At 31.4% G+C, this 18,983-nt stretch carries 14 protein-coding genes and 3 pseudogenes; 3 read left to right on the top strand and 14 right to left on the bottom strand.

Features of this window, described 5'->3' with window-relative positions; all coding sequences use genetic code 11:
• Positions 1–7: 7 nt before the first annotated feature.
• Positions 8–649 carry a phosphate signaling complex protein PhoU gene (phoU, locus tag HMPREF3134_RS00315; RefSeq protein ID WP_037551427.1) on the top strand — a complete coding sequence of 214 codons (642 nt, stop codon included), beginning with the start codon at positions 8–10 and terminating at the stop codon, positions 647–649.
• Between the two features lie 106 nt (positions 650–755).
• Here phoU and pepF read toward each other — a convergent pair whose 3' ends face one another.
• On the bottom strand, positions 756–2,570 hold the full coding sequence (gene pepF / locus HMPREF3134_RS00320) for an oligoendopeptidase F (RefSeq protein WP_070440026.1): 1,815 nt from the start codon (positions 2,568–2,570) through the stop codon (positions 756–758).
• Between the two features lie 170 nt (positions 2,571–2,740).
• Between pepF and HMPREF3134_RS00325 the strand changes: the two genes are divergently transcribed.
• A complete protein-coding gene (locus HMPREF3134_RS00325) occupies positions 2,741–3,082 on the top strand; it encodes a hypothetical protein (RefSeq protein WP_070440028.1) in 342 nt (113 codons plus the stop codon).
• A gap of 123 nt (positions 3,083–3,205) precedes the next feature.
• Here the strand turns inward: HMPREF3134_RS00325 and HMPREF3134_RS00330 are convergent.
• The 12 genes and pseudogenes from HMPREF3134_RS00330 to HMPREF3134_RS00385 form a co-directional block, all read right to left on the bottom strand.
• Positions 3,206–4,187, bottom strand: a pseudogene (locus HMPREF3134_RS00330) (ABC transporter substrate-binding protein).
• An 88-nt stretch (positions 4,188–4,275) separates the two neighbouring features.
• Positions 4,276–5,053, bottom strand: a pseudogene (locus tag HMPREF3134_RS00335) (HAD-IIB family hydrolase).
• Positions 5,054–5,867: 814 nt separating this feature from the next.
• A complete protein-coding gene (locus HMPREF3134_RS00340; RefSeq protein WP_070440030.1) occupies positions 5,868–7,127 on the bottom strand; it encodes an aminoacyltransferase in 1,260 nt (419 codons plus the stop codon).
• Between the two features lie 27 nt (positions 7,128–7,154).
• Positions 7,155–8,408, bottom strand: a complete 1,254-nt coding sequence (locus HMPREF3134_RS00345) for an aminoacyltransferase (RefSeq protein ID WP_070440031.1) — start codon at positions 8,406–8,408, stop codon at positions 7,155–7,157.
• 272 nt (positions 8,409–8,680) lie between these two features.
• A complete protein-coding gene (gene trpA / locus HMPREF3134_RS00350; RefSeq protein ID WP_070440033.1) occupies positions 8,681–9,412 on the bottom strand; it encodes a tryptophan synthase subunit alpha in 732 nt (243 codons plus the stop codon).
• Complete coding sequence (gene trpB / locus HMPREF3134_RS00355) at positions 9,405–10,616, bottom strand: tryptophan synthase subunit beta (RefSeq protein ID WP_070440035.1); 1,212 nt, start codon at positions 10,614–10,616, stop codon at positions 9,405–9,407. The genes trpA and trpB overlap by 8 nt, the downstream gene beginning before the upstream one ends.
• Before the next feature lies 1 nt (position 10,617).
• Positions 10,618–11,244 (bottom strand): phosphoribosylanthranilate isomerase, encoded by a 627-nt coding sequence (locus HMPREF3134_RS00360; RefSeq protein ID WP_070440037.1) that lies wholly within the window; start codon positions 11,242–11,244, stop codon positions 10,618–10,620.
• On the bottom strand, positions 11,241–12,023 hold the full coding sequence (gene trpC / locus HMPREF3134_RS00365; protein WP_070440039.1) for an indole-3-glycerol phosphate synthase TrpC: 783 nt from the start codon (positions 12,021–12,023) through the stop codon (positions 11,241–11,243). The genes HMPREF3134_RS00360 and trpC overlap by 4 nt, the downstream gene beginning before the upstream one ends.
• A complete protein-coding gene (gene trpD / locus HMPREF3134_RS00370) occupies positions 12,007–13,023 on the bottom strand; it encodes an anthranilate phosphoribosyltransferase (protein WP_070440041.1) in 1,017 nt (338 codons plus the stop codon). Before trpD ends, trpC begins: the two co-directional genes overlap by 17 nt.
• Positions 12,998–13,597, bottom strand: coding sequence for an anthranilate synthase component II (locus tag HMPREF3134_RS00375; protein WP_070440043.1), 600 nt, complete (start codon positions 13,595–13,597; stop codon positions 12,998–13,000). Before HMPREF3134_RS00375 ends, trpD begins: the two co-directional genes overlap by 26 nt.
• Complete coding sequence (locus HMPREF3134_RS00380; RefSeq protein ID WP_070440045.1) at positions 13,594–15,003, bottom strand: anthranilate synthase component I; 1,410 nt, start codon at positions 15,001–15,003, stop codon at positions 13,594–13,596. Before HMPREF3134_RS00380 ends, HMPREF3134_RS00375 begins: the two co-directional genes overlap by 4 nt.
• A gap of 503 nt (positions 15,004–15,506) precedes the next feature.
• Positions 15,507–16,544 carry a M42 family metallopeptidase gene (locus HMPREF3134_RS00385; RefSeq protein ID WP_070440047.1) on the bottom strand — a complete coding sequence of 346 codons (1,038 nt, stop codon included), beginning with the start codon at positions 16,542–16,544 and terminating at the stop codon, positions 15,507–15,509.
• A gap of 152 nt (positions 16,545–16,696) precedes the next feature.
• On the opposite strand from HMPREF3134_RS00385, the pseudogene HMPREF3134_RS00390 reads away from it, so the two are divergent.
• Positions 16,697–17,698, top strand: a pseudogene (locus HMPREF3134_RS00390) (prephenate dehydrogenase); the annotation flags it as partial.
• A 12-nt stretch (positions 17,699–17,710) separates the two neighbouring features.
• On the opposite strand, the gene HMPREF3134_RS00395 reads toward HMPREF3134_RS00390, so the two are convergent.
• A complete protein-coding gene (locus HMPREF3134_RS00395; RefSeq protein ID WP_070440049.1) occupies positions 17,711–18,973 on the bottom strand; it encodes a Y-family DNA polymerase in 1,263 nt (420 codons plus the stop codon).
• Positions 18,974–18,983: the final 10 nt, after the last annotated feature.

Here is an 18,983-nt window from a genome sequence, read left to right on the forward strand (position 1 = left end):
TATAATGATGACCATTATTAGACATAAATACGAAGGTCAATTAGGTGAATTAATTAAGGATATTCGTCACCTTGGTCTTCGTGTTTATTTTAATCTCGAACATGCATTAGTGTCGTTAAGTGAAGAGGATAAAAATTTTGCAAGACAAGTCATTGAGAATGATAAAATAATCAATAACTTAGATTATGATATTAATGAAAAAGTTATTATGTTAATTACAAAGCAACAGCCAATTGCTACGGATTTAAGAATGATGATGGCAGCTTTAAAAATTTCCACAGACTTTGAACGCATGGGAGATAACGCAGCACATATAGCGCATATTCGTCTTCGAGTAAAGATTACAGATCATTATGTATTGACTCGATTAAAAACGATGGGGAAATTAGCAATGCTAATGTTGCAAGATCTTAATACAGCTACGAAACAAGAAGATATAACGTTAATCAAAGAAATTATTGAGCGTGATAAAGATATTGATGATCTTTATGCAAATATAGTTAACACAACATATTTAATAGATAATGACCCTTTTGTTGCTGGCCAAGCACATTTAGCTGCACGAAATCTTGAAAGAGTCGGAGACCATGTTAGAAATATTGCAGAGAGCGTTTATTATTTCTATACTGGTGAACATTATGAAAAATAATATAGTATCAAATCCTAAATAACCCAAAATCCAACAATTAAACCCTGATAAGACTGATTAAATCAGTTATTATCAGGGTTTTACTATTAATCAAAATATATATAATTTAATTAGCCTTGTTGTCAATTTCATTTGTTAATTGTTCAGCTTCATTAACTAAATCAGAGATATATTTAATAGTAGCTTTAAGTGGTGCATCTGTAGTGATATCAACACCTGCAATTTTTGCTAATTCAATAGGAGATAGACTTCCACCCGCTTTTAATGTCTCAAGCCATGCATCTACAGCTGGTTGGCCTTCTTGTTTAATTTTTTGTGAAACAACCGTACCAATTGTTAATCCAGCAGAGTAAGTGTATGAGTATAATCCCATATAGTAGTGGGGTTGACGCATCCAAGTTAATTCAGTTCCATCTGTTAATTCAACAGCATCACCAAAGAATTGTTCATAAACGTCTCTCATAATCTTATTAAGCACAGGTGCTGTGAGTGACTCACCATTATCAACTTTGCGATATACTTCACGTTGGTAAGCAGCTTCTAACAAGTGTGTTACCATATTATGATAATATGTGCGTGATAAAATAGATCCAATTACCCAACGTTTAAATTTAGGATCTTCACTGTTACTGAATAGATAATTTGCCATTAACATTTCATTCATGGTAGATGGTGCTTCTACAAAGTACATTGAAGCTTCAGAATCTAATAAATTTTGATGTTGTTGTGCCAATGTAAAATGACCTGCATGTCCCAATTCGTGTGCTAGTACAAACGTTTCAGTCATCTTTCCAGTCCATGAAATAAATACATATGAATGTGTATAATAAGGGCTAGCACAGTAAGCACCTGTGTCTTTTCCTTTATTTTGTGCAAAATCTATCCAACGATCACTATATGCTTGCTCAACCATTTGTATATAATCTTCGCCCAGTACATTTAAAGCACCATGAATATATTGTTTAGAATCTTCGATTGATATTTCAGGTTCATAGCTTGGATCAACAGAAACCTTTAAATCCTCAAAGCGCATTTTATCTAAACCGTGTATATGTTGTAATAATTTAGCGTATTTTTGCATTACAGGTGCTAAATTACTCATAATTACGTCGATTTGTCTGTCATACATTTCTCGTGTAACTTCTTGATCGTGTAATAAATAGTCTATGACAGAATCATATCCTCTTAAGTCAGCTTCAATTTTTTCTTGTTGCACATGTTGATTGTAAGTCGCAGCAGTAGTATGTTGATATTTTTTCAGAGCATCACTAAAGCTTTTAAAACTTTTTTGTCTAAATTCTGGATCAGCATTATCCTCGTATTCATTTTCAAATGTTGCGTAATCCATAGGGTATGTCACATTGTTATGTTCAAATGATTCGAAGGCAATATCAAGCATTTTCGTTGTGCCGTATAATTCATATGCACTTTGAAAAGTAGGCGATAAACTCGCCATTACTTGTTCCACTTCAGGTGACAATTGATATGGCTTACTTTCAATTAATTTCTCTAAGTAGTGAGGCACATCAGATTCTTCTATTGCTTCTTTAATAATCTCTTCAGGTAACATTAATATTTCAGATTCTACAAAGGATAACTGACTTGAAATCTTACCATAATTAGTCGATAACTTTGCGCTTAATGTTTGTGCATCAGTATTAGCAGTATCAACGCTTAGTCTTAGTTCCGCATAATTACCAAGACGATCAAGTTGAATAAGAATATTTTCAAATTCTGATAATACTTTTTTTATCATCTTAGCATCTGAAATTTTCCCTTTATATTGTTGATTAAATGACTTCGATTGATTTAGTACATTATCTAAAGCGTCATAAAATTGTTCATCACTATCAAACAAATCATTTAAATTCCATTTTTCTAGTTCTGGAACATCTTTTCTAAATGGTAAACCTGACGTCATAAATTCCACTCCCTTAAAAATCATTTCACAATCATTATACACAATATTATTTTCAAACTCATTATTAAGCCTCAAGACCGAGTTATGCTTATAGGCAAAGGGGTATAATTTAATTTCATATTATTGTATAGTATTTAAAAGAAAGATTTTTATTATGATAGGAGATATACATGACTATTTTTGATATGCCCAACTATTTATGGATTACAATAGTTGCAACGATAATTTTAACTGTCTTCTGTGCTTTAGTACTTAAGAAATGGTTTGTATCCGCAGTAATTACATTTGTTGCGTTAGCTATCTTAGCATTTTTTATTCCTAATTTTTATGATATCTCATTTCAACCATTACTAGGATATGCTGCTTTTCTAGCCATTATCAGTTTAATTATCAGCTTTTTATTATGGTATTTCACTAGAAATTGGCGTCGTGAACGTAAAAAGAAACAACTAGAAAAAGAAATTCGTAAATATGAAGATGATGACGAAACAATCCGTCATCGTAGAAGATAATAAAAAAAGCGTTTGAAACATATATGCATACTTGCATATTAAAATGTTTCAAACGCTTTTTTCTAAAGTAAGGGGATTAAAAGCATTTCACTAATTATTTTTAAAAGCTTTTTCAATTTGAATCTAACGCATGGTAGTTTCAATTCCACCCTCAGAAAAATACCATGCGTTAGATTCAAATTGATATACTTGTTTGTTCTTAATAGCTTTTAAATTTTTTATAAGGTCGTTATTTAATGAGAAGGTAACGACTTATCATTTCCTTTTTGAGTACAATCAATTACAAATAGTTTATCTGGGTTTACTTTGTTTAAATACTCATAAGTAATAGAATTCCCAGCAGAATTGGCTTTCATGGCTGTGTCAGCATGTTTTATTACTAAATCTTTATTTAAGAATGCTCCGAAACGACCAGTAGGTCCAAATGCTTTAACCCATTTATCATCCACATTTAAAAACAAGACCGTATCGTCATTAATAACTTTTTTAGTTTCAGCAACTTTTTACTTAGTTTCTCATTAAGCATTTTAGCCTTGTTTTGTTGTTTGAATATTTTCCCAAACAACGTCTTATTATCTTTAATGGAATCAATATAACGATCATTATCAAGACTTACAAATAACATTTTAGCGTTAGGGTCAGCTTTTTTTATTTTATCTAGCGTTTTAGTATGTGCTTGTCTAAATGATGTGAAGATAACTTCGGGTTTAGCTTTAGCTAAATTATCATAATTAGGTTGTCCAGGGTTACCTAAATTAGTATACTTATCATTTTAAAATTCTGAAAAGGAAGAAGGTAAGAAAGTAGCACCTTTACCTTTCGCAATTGCCACAATCCTATCTTCCAATCCCATCTGTTTCATAATTTCTAATGCACTATAATCTATTACAGCCACTCTATCTGGATTTACTGGTACCTTAACTTTCTCAGTTTTCATTTTTCCTTTAGTATGTGTATTATTCTTATCTTTAAACTCATATGTATTCTCAACTGTAATCGTATCCTTTAAAGATGACGACGATTTAGAAGTTGAATCCTTACCGCACGCAGATAATAATAAAACTATTGTGAAAAGTATAGCTATAAATTTAAATGAATTTTTCATAATTAACCTCCTATGAAATTATTATATTTGCAATTGATAATCATTTTCGATAAGAAGTTGTTTATATTTCATTATAAATGTAGCTATTTTAGTAATGTTTGCTTAATTCATCTAAAGATACACATAGCGCTTCCGTATTTGCATAAATACAACGGATATTTTTATTATTTTTTAAAATAGATGCATCCATTGATTCATTATTTACAAAATAACCAACTTTAGCATGTTGCAACATTTCAATATCATTATGATCGTTACCGAATGCAACATACGTAGGATATTTACCGAGTATATGCTCAATAGCAGTAAATTTATTAATATATTTAGCTGTAATATCAAATATTAAGTTCATTTGAATGATTAATTAGTGAAAGACTAGGTGCATTGGTAGCTATATATGTTACAACTTCGTCAAAGTCTTTTTCATCTATGTTCAATAAAATCGTCTTAATAGGTGAAGTAATCTCATTAATAGTTAATTTTTGTGTTAATAGTTGAGGATCTAGGCGTTGATAAATTGTATTTGTAGCATCAACACGTGCTGCATAATTCCATTCATCATCAACAATGTAATTCAAGTTATATTGATTAATGACATGTTTTATCACATTAAATGTTTCAAACTGATTAGTTGCAAGTGTCTTTATACGACCATTAATAGAGATAATGGAACCATTACCACCAATAAGTGCAAATTTATGAAATTTATTAGGTAGTACAGGTAATAAATCACGAATTGGTCTAGCTGAAGCAAAAATAATTTTATGTCCTATATTATGTAAACTAAAAAGTTGGTCGGTAATTTTACAGTCAATTTGACGACCATCAAAGCAAATTGTTCCATCAATATCCAACACGATATTCATATTTATTTCCTTTATATATTAGTATATTTAGAGTTAAGCATAAATAACTATATATAACCAGATATTTAAATGAATTGTTGCTGAATAGATATTAAATGTATATATAAAATCAGACATAGTAGGTAGTAAGATAGGTCCCCTGAGTTACTATTTATAACTTCCTATAATATATATTATGTAAACTAAAATGGAGCACAAATAATTATCTACATAAAACCTTTAAATTAATACGTTGTCAGGACGATTTTTGAACATGTTTTATTATTGTTACGTATGATTGATTGTTATCTTACAATATTTAGCTTAAATAATTTGTTCATTCTAAGCTAATTAATTTAATACTTAAAAATACACATGGTTATATAAATGTGTTTAATCTTTGTCAAAGCTAATTGTTAACTAATTAAGTACTACAACAGTTATTAATATCATCTACATAAAGCGAGTCATCGAGAACTCTTATTATATAGACTTAAGTAAATGTAATAATCTCAATTTTAGATATTAGGTTTAGTTATTACATTTGAATGAATCGTAACTTTTTCGTATTAATCTTGGTATCTATTTATATAAATTGTTAGTCTTAACTAAATTTGCTAAAGAATAATAATGTAAATATTTTAAATTTAGCAAAATAAATTTGTTTTGTAATATTATTGCTAAAAATCAGACGTGTGGTAATATTAAATTGTAGGGGGCAACATGAAAATCAACTTAGAATTTACCTACACTGTATTGTAACTTGTCTCTATCACGAGTTACGATAAAAAAAGGCTGTGACATCCACCATGTCACAGCCTTTAATAACATCAATTTATTTTTTTACTTTTTTGCGAATTGTATTAAGTGTATTAAACAACCAATATTTAACCTTGTTTATAGGTTTATAGAAGTCCCCGATTAGCTCTTCAATGTAAACATTAAATCCTCTTTTAAAGCGATAAACACCATAATCTTCACTGTTCTCTGTAAAATCACCAGATAAACCATAAAAATTATATCGATCATATCCATGTTCGAAGCAATAGTTCATCATATGCCAATGCATCATATATGGTCCCATATAATTATTATATTTTTCAGATGAACCTCCAGAGAAGTAATTCACTTCATATGAATTTGCAAAGAAAATTCCTGATGCCAAATTCAAGATTTGGCCATCTGTCTGACGTAATTCGCTTGCTTGTAAGAGTTCTTTTTTATCGTGTTCAATTTGCTTATCTAATTCTGCAATTTTTCTAAGTTGTTTATCATTTTTATTTTCTTTTGCCATCATTTGATCACGACGGTTTTCTTTATCATTTAAAGCGTCTTGCAATGATTTTATGTATTCATCTAAATCAATATATGCGAGTGGAACAAGCACTTTATCTCCATAAGTATCAAAGAAGTTATAGAAATATTCGTCTGTTTTTGATACGAAACCTGTTCTTGCTTCTGTTTCACGGTATAAATCTAAGAATATATGAAACTCATCTCTACCAAGGAATCTTACTTTCACCCCGTAGTTTATCGCTTTATTAATATTTCTTTTACGTTGGCTATCAAATTGTTTTCTTAATGATGCAGGTGTTTCACCTTTTAGAAAGCTAACACCCATCCATCTTGCTTGACTTGATGTGTCATATTTAGTAGTGAATCCATGGTGTTCATATCCATGTGATTTAAATAAATTAACTACAGCATCATTTTTCTCTCTATCTTCAAGTGGATTAATATCTTTATCATAAATTTGATAAATCCAATATGGATCAATTTTAACGTATAAGCATTGGTGTTGATGTAAATACTTTTCTAATTCACGTAAATAAAAATCAACTAAGCCTAAATCAGAATAATCCATTACTGGGCCTCGATTTGAGTAATATACATAGCTTCCCATGGTCGGAATTTTAGAGAAAAGACTAGCAGCTAGTACTTTATTGCTTTCATCTTTTACACCTAGTAACACTACTTCAAAGCCATCATTTTCACGTGTTTGAATATTCTCTTTCATTTGGAAGTAATGGCTTTCTAATGATGGGTTTTGTACAAAGTTTTCGAATTCTTTAACTGTTAACTCTGTAAATTTCATATTCGTCTATTCCCCTCTTAATTAAATCTATTTTTTAATCTTTTTGAGTGTCTTATACACTGAATACATAGGTTTGTTAATAGGTTTCACAAAGTCTCCAACATACTCAATTACGTCTGCATTGAAACCTTTTTTAAATTTAATGACTCCAACATCTTCAGCGTCTTCACTGAAATCACCGCTAATACCATAGAAATTGTATCTATCAATACCATGATCAATTGCATAGTTAATCATTGTCCATTGAACAGCATAACTGCCTGCAAAATGTCTATATTTATTAGAAGTTCCACCTGCATAATAAACAACTTCAAATGGATTAATAAAGAAGAAACCTGCTGAAATTGGTAATTCATTACCATGTTTGGCTTGTAATTTTTTAGCCTCGTCTAATTTTTGTTGATTGGCATCTAATTGTTTTTCAAGATTTTCTTTTTTATTAAATGCCTTTTTATTGTCTGGTCGTTTTTTAATATCTTTTAAAGCTTTATTAACATCTTTATTTAAAGTTTCACGTTCATTTTGTAATTCTTCGATGTACTCATCAAACTTAATATAAGCTAGCGGTACAAGCACGCGATCTTTGAAATGTCTATAACGGTTATAATAGAAACTATCATCTCTATCTTGGAATTCTTTCGTTTCGGTTGTATCTTCCATAAATGAACGGAAGATTGGAAGTTCTTCTTCTGATAAGAACTTAACTTTCACACCATTTTTTTGAACTTTTTTAGTATTACGTTTACGTAGACTATCCATTCCATTTAATATATCTTTAGATGTTTTATTTTTTAAATCTAAAACAGAATGATATCGGATTTGTTTAATCGGATCAAAACCTTTATTAAAGCCTTCATGTTTAAATCCGAGATGCTTCATCTTATCAAAGAACCAATCATTACCAGCATTACCTGTAATTTCACCATCATGATTTAAGTATTGGTATGGTAAATAAGGGTCAACTCGAACATAAAGACAATTATGCTGTTTTAAATACTTTGTTAACTCATTAAAGAAAAAGTGAACAAGCTCTCTATTATCATAATCAATTACAGGTCCTCGGTTAGAATAAAAGTACTTGAAAAATTTCATGACTGGTACTGCTGTCAACATGCAGGCTGCAATGACCTCATTTTCATTGTTTTTTATACCAACTAAGTGAGTTTCTGTTTTATTTGCAACTTTCATCTCATAGTTTTCAGTCATTTGTGTGAAATGACTATATGGCATCTTATCTGTATAATTGCCAAACTCTGCAGCTGTTAAATTTGTAAACTTCATTATTTATTGCTCCTACTTCAAAGAATCTTTATCTACTTTTTAGTTCAAAATTTAAATTATAATTTTCAATAATATCTTTATCTTCAACCAAAAATTTATTTATCCAGTTTCATTAAGTATACAATAGATATTAACAAAACTAAAATACAAACCATTTATTAGTTTGAAATATTTTGCAAAATAAATAAATAGAGATTAAGACATCAAACATCGTCTTAATCTCTAGTGAACTTCCTTTATAAATTACATATCCACCAAGGTACTTCTTATACCTAAAGCGTATCTAGCGTTTCTCTTACTTGTTTTAAATAGTGAATCGTATCCTCGTTATTATCTTGACAAAAGCGTTTTACAATTTCACTACCAATTACTACACCGTCAGCAAAAGTAGCTAAATCCTTTATATGTTCTTTAGTTCTGATGCCAAAACCTGCAACTACAGGTATATCCGTATGTGCTTTTAGATGTTTTAATTTATCTTTTAATTGAGGATGAAACGTTCCATTTTTGCCTGTTGTTGCATTCATAGTTACAGTGTATATAAACCCTTCAGCATGCTTAACGATTTCTTTTATACGGTCATCATTTGCAGTCATTGATATGAGAGATATTACTTTAACATCAAATTTGGATATTTTTTGCTTTAATTTTTGAGTTAATTCGTTAGGCAAATCCGGAATAATTACGCCGTAAACACCTACTTTTTCACATTCTTTAAAGAAAGCTTCTTCTCCATAAGAAACAATGATATTGAAATAAGTCATTAGTACATATTTGCAATTAATTTCATCTTTATTTTTGGATAATTCATTAAAAATGTAATTAATGGTCACGCCTTGCTTGATAGCTCGGTTGCCTGCTTCCATTATTATGGGACCATCAGCTACTGGGTCAGAGAATGGTATACCAATTTCTATTATATCAGCACCATTCTCATCTAAGATTTTCATATTTTTAATAAATGACTTATTCCCCATAATGTATGGAATAAATAATTTAGTCATGTGATTCACCTCTTGTTTGCATATAGTGTCTAATTGTTTCCATATCCTTGTCACCGCGACCTGAAATAGTAACTACTAAAATTTCATCTTTATTCATTTTAGGTGCTATCTTTTCAACATAACTAAGTGCATGTGCACTTTCAATGGCAGGTATGATTCCTTCCATTTTGCTGAAGCGGATGAGCACCTCCATTGCTTCTGTATCAGTGGCACGTTTATATTGCACACGTCCAATATCGTGATAATATGAATGTTCAGGACCTATACCTGGATAATCTAAACCTGCAGATATAGAGTGTGCTAATTCTACTTGTCCATATTCATCTTGAATTAAATACATTTTTGAACCATGAAGTACGCCCGGACGTCCTTTTCCAATTGCAAGTGCGTGCTTAGCAGTATCAATCCCTTGTCCTGCAGCCTCTACACCATATAATTTGACCTTATCTTTAATAAAAGGATAAAAAGTCCCTATTGCATTAGACCCTCCGCCTATACATGCAACAACTGCATCTGGTAATCGACCAGTTTTTTGAAGTAATTGTTCTTTAATTTCTTGACCTATAACACTTTGAAAATCTCTGACCATCGTTGGAAAAGGATCAGGTCCTAATGCCGAACCTAGTAAATAGTGTGTATCTGCAACATGACTTACCCAATACTGTAATGCCTTGTTTACCGCATTAGAAAGTGTTCCTTGACCTTCATCCACTGCTTCAACTTTAGCTCCTAATAATTCCATACGAAATACATTAAGCTGTTGACGTTTGATATCTTCTCTTCCCATAAATACGATTAATTCCATATCAAATAACGCAGCTACTGTGGCACTTGCTACACCATGCTGACCCGCGCCCGTTTCAGCAACTAGTTTATTTTTGCCCATACGTTTTGCCAATAAAGCTTGCCCTATCGCATTATTAATTTTATGTGCGCCGGTATGATTCAAATCCTCACGTTTTAAATATATTTGAGCTCCACCCAACGCTTCACTATATGATTTTGCATAAGTCAATGGGGTTTCTCTACCTACATATTCTTTCAAATAATAAGTTAATTCATCTTGAAATGATTGATCTTGTTTAGCCTTCTTATACGCTTGTTTTAATTCAATAATTGCTGGCATTAATGTCTCTGGAACATATTTCCCACCATATTCTCCGAAAAAACCTAATTCATCTGCTTCAGTTTGTATATTATACATATTATAATTCTCCCTTCACTTGTTGTATCACAGTTAACATTTTATTTTTGTCTTTTATACCATCCGTTTCAATGCCGCTTGAAATGTCATAACCTAAATGATTCAACTTCATCATTTCAATTTGTTTTATCTTATCAACGTCAATACCTCCAGCAATTAAAAACGGTATAGATTGATCTAAGCCCTTAAGCAATGTCCAATCAAAAGATTGTCCAGTCCCACCATATTGCTCTGATGGCGTATCTATAATAAATAAGTCAACATGCTCTTTGAATTGATCGATATCATTTATTATATTTTGAGTAGCTGGTAAAGCTTTAATTATCTTAATATTCTTAAAATTTAAACGACATTGTTTGATAAAATCAATCGTCTCTTCACCATGGAGTTGGATAGCATTAATATTAGTAGCATTAATAATTTTCTTTATTAATTGCAATGTTGGATTAACTAATACGACTAATCTATCTATTTCGTCTGGCAACAATCTTGATAGTTTATTTATTTGCTCAATATCCAAATGTCGTTTACTTTTGGGATAGTGTATAAATCCCACCATGTTTATATTGAGTGGTCGAATGCTTAATGCTTCTACTTTAGTTTTTATACCGCAAAATTTTAAAATCATTGTTTCACCTTTTTTAATTTGAGTGAGGGTATAAAATGTTCTAACTCATTACAATTCATTAAGGCTCCACCAACTAATAAGCCATCGATCCCACTTTTTACTATTTGCTTAACCTCTTGTTGTGAATGAATTCCACTTTCAGATATATATAAATAGTTCTCTTTCTTACACTTAAGTATTTGATTAGTATGTTTAACATCGGTGTTGAATGATTTTAAATCACGATTGTTTACCCCAATGATTTGTGGATTTAATTGATAGGCACGTTGTAATTCAATACCATCATGTACCTCTACTAACACTTCTAGTCCCTTAGAACTTGCATATTGATAGAGTTGTCGTAACTTTTCATCGGTAAGTATATTTACAATGAGTAAAATAATTGAAGCACCTGCTTTTTGTGCAACATCAATTTGAAGCGAATCAATGATGAAATCTTTACATAAAACAGGTAATTGTGTTGTTTCGGATATTTGCTGTAATCTTTCAAAGCTACCACCGAAATAACGTTCGTCTGTTAATACGGAGATCGCATTTGCTCCATAACGTTCATAATCAATTACTTGTTTAATTATATTCGTTTGTTGAAAAGCTTGTACAGATGGACTCTTCGATTTGATTTCAGCAATTAATGTTAAATTGTCATTATTAATTAAAGCATCCGTTAATCGTGATTTATTTTTATGTTTAACCTCTTTCAAATTTTGTAATTTATCATGATAATAGCCGTCTTTTAATAATTGCTCTTTATAATCCACTATTTCACTTAATATCGTCACAGATATCACCTCTCATTCTCATAAATTGTTCCATCGCTCTACCACTATCAATTAAGAACGTAGCTAAACTTATTCCAGATGCTATCGTATCTACTTTTTCAGAAACATATAACGCAAGTGCAGCATTTAACAAAACAACATCCCTTCTACAAGTTTTATCATCTCCACTTATAATATCTAATGTAATCATTTTGTTTTCTCTTGGACTGCCTCCTTCTAAATCTTGGTTACTTGCAATCTTTAAACCATAATCTTTAGCATTTACAAAATAATGCGTTATGTCTCCATTTTCATTTAATTCATAAACTTCATTGTCTCCTGAAAGCGTAGCTTCATCCATACCATTTGCTCCATGTAACACTATTGCTCTCCGTCGCCCTAAATCTTTCAATGTTTGTGCTATCATGTACAATCGACTTGGGTCGTACACTCCTAACACTTGATAGGTCAATTTAAATGGATTGATAAGTGGCCCAACTATATTAAAAATAGTCGGTATAGAAATCATTTTTCTAACAGGTTGGATATATTTCATTATTGGATAAGACTCAATTGCACTAATAAATGCCAATCCCTGTTCTTCAATTTGTAATGGGACTTCTGAAACTTTTGTCGTCTTTATTCCCAGTTGATTTAACAAATCAGTACTTCCTGAATGGGATGTTATACTTCTATTTCCGTGTTTAATGACTGGAATACCAGCGCTTGCTACTACAAAAGACACTGTTGTAGAAATATTGAAACTGTTTGACTTATCCCCTTCTGTACCGCATACACACATACTTCCTTCATATGTTGGTTGATTAGGATACATGGTTTGAATTAAACTATTGACGACATAGGTTAATTCTTGTTGTTTAATTTCCTTTTTCGTAAATCGCGTTAATAAGTCGACCTTGTCTTCCACATCAATTTCAGGATTAGTTAGATAGGTTATGAATTGTGTTGTCTCTGATTGCGTTAAAGTTATGTCATTATCCAATTGTTTTAGTAATCCCACTCAAATTCACCCTTTCTTTTACAATACGAATGAAGTTTTTAATAATTTGTGAACCAAACTCAGTAGCAAATGATTCTGGATGATACTGTATACCGAAATGAAGATGTTGTTTGTCCTCGAAGGATTGTATTGAATCTGATGTACTTCCCGTAATGATTAAATTCTTAGGAAAAGATTTTATCTCACTTACAAGTGAATGATATCTCATAATTTTGAATTGGTGCGGTATCGTCAAATAGAGTTCTGACTCGTTTTTAACTTCAAGTGTATCTACCTTTCCATGCATGACTTTCTCTCCTTGAATAACTTTGCCACCGTAGTAGCACGTTAATGCTTGAGCACCTAAACAAATACCTAAAATTGGTAAAGTATGATATTTATCGATAATTTTTACCAATTCATCGCCATCTAAAGGATGACCAGGACCTGGAGAAATGATTACCCCATCAATTTTCTCTAAATAGTTCAATACATCTTTATCATCTGGATATTTAATAATCACTTCATCAATTTGACTAACTATATCAACCAAGTTATACGTAAACGAATCGTAATTATCTATAATTAATATCATGGTGTTACCTCCAATAAGCTTTTTGCTTTAAGTCGTGTTTCTTCAAGTTCCTTTTCAGGTATAGAATCGTACACAACACCACAGCCTGCCTCGACATTAACAGTGTCGTCATCAATCAACATGGTTCGTATTGCCAATGCAAAATCTAAATTTTGATTACAATTGATATAACCAACGCCACCGCTATATACGCCTCTTTTATATTGATAGGATTCATATATGCGTTGAATAGCTCTTAGTTTAGGTGCTCCCGATACTGTCCCAGTTGGTAAAAGACTTGCTATAGTAGTCATTGGAGATATATCTTTTCTAATTTTTCCTTTTACTTCACTAACGATATGCATGACATGTTCATATCTTTCAATCACCATTAGTTTTGATATTTCAGATGTCCCCGTAATACTTACTCTATGAATATCATTTCTACCTAAATCCACAAGCATACTATGTTCACTTATTTCTTTCTCATCTGTAATTAATTGGTGTGCATTGCGTTCATCTACCTCTGAGGTAGTGCCACGTCTAATCGTTCCTGCAATTGGATTAGTTATTACTTCGCCGTTATGCACTGCTACAAAGCTTTCTGGTGAACTTCCAACTATAATCTCATTTTCCATGTTCATGTAATACATATATGGACTAGGGTTCTTACGTTTTAAATTTTGATAAAGCTGATAACTCAATTGGTTTTTATTTTTTCCGAAATGATGTTGGTAGCTATATATTCTAGAGGGCACAACTTGAAACATATCTCCCTCAGTAATCCGTTGTTTCATTTGAGTAACAATATCGATAAATTGTTTATCAGAAATATTTACTTTTATCTCTGATCTCTTAGGCACCATTTTATTATTCTCTTGGTAAACTTTAATTTGAGACAATGCTTGAATTCTATGCTTCACTCTTAATTTTAATTCTGCATTACTTGCTTTTGAAAATTGATTAGAAGCAATCACGTATAATTCATCCTTGTAATGATCAAATACAAATACATCCTCTATCATGTAGAAAGACACGTCTGATATTGTTTTCATACTCTTAATAGCTACTCGTTTTAAAATTGGAAATTCATGTCGCACTAAATCAAAACCACATGTTCCCATAAAGCCAGAAATAAATGGCAGTTGCTTTAATTTTTCATCATTTATGACACAATCAAATTGATTGATGAATATTTTTAAATAATTATATGGCTCAGTAGTTATAACTTTATCTTCTTTCAAAGTCTTAATAATTAATTCATTATCATTTAATTTGACGGTGCCATAATAATCGAATGCTACGATAGAGTATCTGCCTTTTAATTGTTGTTGACTTGCGCTTTCAAATATAATTTTATGTTCATTCAACTGTCCTAAAGCTTCAGGTGTTATGTGAGCTTTTAATACTTCATAATAAAATTCCATTTTCTCATCCCTTTCACTAAAAAAACGTCAGCCTCCTTATGTAAAGGACGCTGACGCGCGGTACCACCTTAATTAACGAAATATTCCGAATAATCGAAATATTAAGCGTTCACTCAGTCTTATTGATTTGTCTTTCAACATAAACCCAAATTCATGATAAGGGGTGTTGATTTGCATCTACCATCAACTTTCTGTCACTACCTTACTCACCACTACTTCATTTATGCCTATTTAATTGTACATAAAAACACCACAGCATACGCGCTTTACTCTATAAGGACGCGTTACCGTGGTGCCACCTTAGTTAACAATACTTTGCTCACTCATACTTTATTAAAATTTAAAATTCTAGACCCAATTCGATTAATATGTTGTGCCAATTTACATCACCCATTGGCTTTCTATTTGCTACAAATCATATTATCTACTTCATTCATAGAATTGTTTGATATTTCTTATAATTCAGTATAATACAAAACTCTATTTTATTTGTCAACAATCAATTATAAATTTATTGGCGATAAACAATATGCGTATAAAAGATTTTGAGTTGCATCAATAGACTCAATATGAGTTCTTTCAAGCGCGTGAGATGATTCTATACCAGCACCAAATAAACCATGACGAATGTCTGCACCTGCTTTTAGTGCTGCTGATGCATCAGAGCTATAATAAGGATAAATATCAACTTTATAAGGTATGTCATTAATTTTACATAAATTTATTAAATGTGATTTTAATTCTTTATGATAAGGACCTGATCCATCTTTAGCACAAATCGATACAGTATATTCATCTGAGGTTTGACCATCGCCTAGCGCTCCCATATCAAATGCAATAAACTCTACTATCTTATCGGATATTGATGCATTTGCATCATATCCTATTTCTTCGTTATTAGAAATATAAAACTGAGTCGTATGTGGTAATTGCGTTTCTTCTTGTTTAAGTTTCTCAAGCAGTTCTAGTATCATTGCTACACTTGCTTTATCATCTAAGTGTCTTGATTTAATAAATCCTGATGATGTAATTTCAGTTCTGGGATCAAAACTTACAAAATCTCCCACTTCAATCCCTAAATCTCTTGTCTCTTGATCAGACGTTGTTTTTTCATCGATACGAATTTCCATATGTTCGCCATCTCTAGGTATTTCATGATTATTTCTGTAAACATGGACACTTGTTTCATGCAAACAAATCGTTCCTGTATATACTTGTCCTGAATCAGTTTGTATCTCACAATACTCTCCTTCAATCGCGTTATATGTAAATCCACCTATTAAACTAATAGATAATCGACCATTTTCTTTAATTTCTTTGACCATCGCGCCTAGTGTATCTACATGGGCAGTAATGCATCTTTGTTGTTCATCATTTTCACCTTGTACTTCGATAATTAAGGCACCTTTATTGGTTGTCTTAGTATCATAACCTAACGCTTCAACTTTGTTCTTAACATAATTAATTGCTTCCGTAGCATTACCAGATGGGCTATTAATTTCTGTAAGTTCTTTTATTGTTTTCAATACTTTTTGCGTCATCATTATCTCCCCTTTTTTAAAATAATTATTGATAACATTTTATCGTATTTATAGAACTATCACTATTAATTCATTCATTTTACTATTGTTTATCTGCACACTCTACCTTACAATGTACATATTCTGAAAATTTTGAAATAAGGTGATTCATCATGAAAAATATTTTATTTATAGGACTCGGTTTGATTGGTGGCAGTTTAGCAAGTAATTTAAAATATTATCAACCTAATCTAACAATATCAGCATTCGACGCTGATAAAGATCAACTTGAAAAAGCATTATCAATAGGAATAATTGATAAAAAAATTGAAGACTATAGTGAAGGCGTAAAAAATGCAGATATCATCATTTACGCTACCCCCGTACAACAAACTGAATTATACTTAAAAGAATTACCTAATTATCAAACACAATCTCATTTAATTGTAACTGATACTGGTAGCACTAAATCTAATATTCAAAGCTATGAAAAGTTTCTCTTAAACAACAACATTCATCTTGTAGGTGGCCATCCTATGGCTGGAAGTCATAAATCTGGTGTTCTTAATTCAAAAAAGCATTTATTCGAAAATGCTTATTACATTCTCGTTTATGATGATGCATGTAATGCTGAATCGGCTAAAAAACTACAAACATTGTTATCAACTACATCGGCAAAATTTATAACAACATCGGCACAAGAGCATGATTATGTTACTGGAGTTGTGAGTCATATTCCACATATCATCGCTTCAAGCTTAGTTCATTTGAGTGAAACAAACTCAAAGAACCATACTCTAGTAACACAATTAGCAGCTGGTGGCTTTAGAGATGTCACACGTATAGCTAGTAGTAACGCAGATATGTGGAGAGATATTACGTTTAGTAATCAAGAAAATATATTACACCTATTAGAAATGTTGCAACAACAGTTAGATTCAATTTCATCCCATATTCGTTTAAATGATACTAACGAAGTCCATAATTTCTTTTCAGGTGCTAAAAAGTTTAGGGATCAACTTCCTGTTAAACAACAAGGTGCACTAAGTATTGCGTATGATCTCTATGTAGATATTCCAGATAAATCAGGTATGATTAGCAAAGTAACTTCTATTTTGAGTTTACATAATATTTCTATAAGTAACTTAAAAATCCTTGAAATTCGTGAAGATATTTAAGGATATATTTTACATTTTATGCCCTGCCATTAAGCCCAAGCGACCATGCTTTGTTCCAGCATCAGTGTAAGATATCGCTTTAGATACGATTCCCTTACCATATTTGTTTTGTAAGTAATCAATGGTTTTAGCTAGCTTTTCATCTCTTCTTCTTTCATATTCGTCTATAAATAAGTTAAGCTGGCGGTCTTCCTCATTAATAAGTTGAGTCAATGATACGCTCAATGTTCGATACAGTGCATTCTTATCACACAATTGATTCGCATAATAATTGACTACTTTATAGATGTCTCTTTCTAAGTTTGTCGCATCTGTTAGTGTATATTGCTTATGAACACCACCGCCTTCTGTATAACCAAATGAAAAGTGAATTGTTCTTGCCAGTTGTTTACGTTCTCTTATTCTACTAGCAACGTCTTCAATTAATTCTTGCATTACAATTTTCGACTCCTCAAACCGATAATCTCTCATCAGTATTTGGCTTTTACATATGGATGGATTAGTAACATTATATTTTTCTCTCAATTTACTTTGATCAATACCATTAGCATGTAAATGCATATCTATCCCTAATACACCAAAATCTCTTTTAAGAAATCTGTATGGATATTGAGCTAAATCTCCAACAGTTACAATCCCTTTCTTATTGAGCTTTGCTTCTGTTTTCTTGTTAATGCCCCAAAAATCACGTAACGGCGTAATTTTCCACATCTTTTGTGGGACATCATGATATCTCCATTCTGTAATACCATTGGATGTATGTTTTGCTTCAATATCCATTGCGACCTTACTTAATAACATGTTTGATCCTATACCAATAGTGCAATATATCCCTGTTTTATCTTCTATTTCCTTTTGTAATCTTTCTGCAAATGATTGTACAGTAGAGTTAAATCGATGATAGCTATCAGTCACATCTAAAAAGAATTCATCTATACTATATTGATGTAAATCTTCTCCCGGTACATATTTAAGCGCAATTTTAGAAATTGCTATTGAAACTTCTAAATATTTTCTCATGCTAGGATTGATAATATAAATATCATTACGATGCGGAATCTCGAATAGTCTTGACCCTGTTTTGATACCGATTTCTTTTAATTTAGGTGTGGCTGCTAAAACAACCGATCCTTGTCTTTTAGTGTCTGCAACTACTGCTAACTTTGTTTCTAGAGGATCCAATCCCTTTTGGATACATGACACACTAGCAAAAAAACTCTTTTGATCGATACATAATATGTCTCTTTCTTCCAATAAATTATAATCATACATGCCAAGATAC

It is taken from the genome of Staphylococcus sp. HMSC14D10, from assembly GCF_001808125.1.
In the GTDB taxonomy this organism is placed as follows: domain Bacteria; phylum Bacillota; class Bacilli; order Staphylococcales; family Staphylococcaceae; genus Staphylococcus; species Staphylococcus haemolyticus.

Coding starts and splice junctions, on each gene's coding strand:
- HMPREF3134_RS00385 (WP_070440047.1), bottom strand. CDS start 16,544: ATGACGCAAAAAGTATTGAAAACAATAAAAGAACTTACAGAAATTAAT.
- trpA (WP_070440033.1), bottom strand. CDS start 9,412: ATGACTAAATTATTTATTCCATACATTATGGGGAATAAGTCATTTATT.
- trpB (WP_070440035.1), bottom strand. CDS start 10,616: ATGTATAATATACAAACTGAAGCAGATGAATTAGGTTTTTTCGGAGAA.
- HMPREF3134_RS00325 (WP_070440028.1), top strand. CDS start 2,741: ATGACTATTTTTGATATGCCCAACTATTTATGGATTACAATAGTTGCA.
- HMPREF3134_RS00340 (WP_070440030.1), bottom strand. CDS start 7,127: ATGAAATTTACAGAGTTAACAGTTAAAGAATTCGAAAACTTTGTACAA.
- HMPREF3134_RS00360 (WP_070440037.1), bottom strand. CDS start 11,244: ATGATTTTAAAATTTTGCGGTATAAAAACTAAAGTAGAAGCATTAAGC.
- HMPREF3134_RS00345 (WP_070440031.1), bottom strand. CDS start 8,408: ATGAAGTTTACAAATTTAACAGCTGCAGAGTTTGGCAATTATACAGAT.
- pepF (WP_070440026.1), bottom strand. CDS start 2,570: ATGACGTCAGGTTTACCATTTAGAAAAGATGTTCCAGAACTAGAAAAA.
- HMPREF3134_RS00380 (WP_070440045.1), bottom strand. CDS start 15,003: ATGGAATTTTATTATGAAGTATTAAAAGCTCACATAACACCTGAAGCT.
- HMPREF3134_RS00375 (WP_070440043.1), bottom strand. CDS start 13,597: ATGATATTAATTATAGATAATTACGATTCGTTTACGTATAACTTGGTT.
- phoU (WP_037551427.1), top strand. CDS start 8: ATGACCATTATTAGACATAAATACGAAGGTCAATTAGGTGAATTAATT.
- HMPREF3134_RS00395 (WP_070440049.1), bottom strand. CDS start 18,973: ATGTATGATTATAATTTATTGGAAGAAAGAGACATATTATGTATCGAT.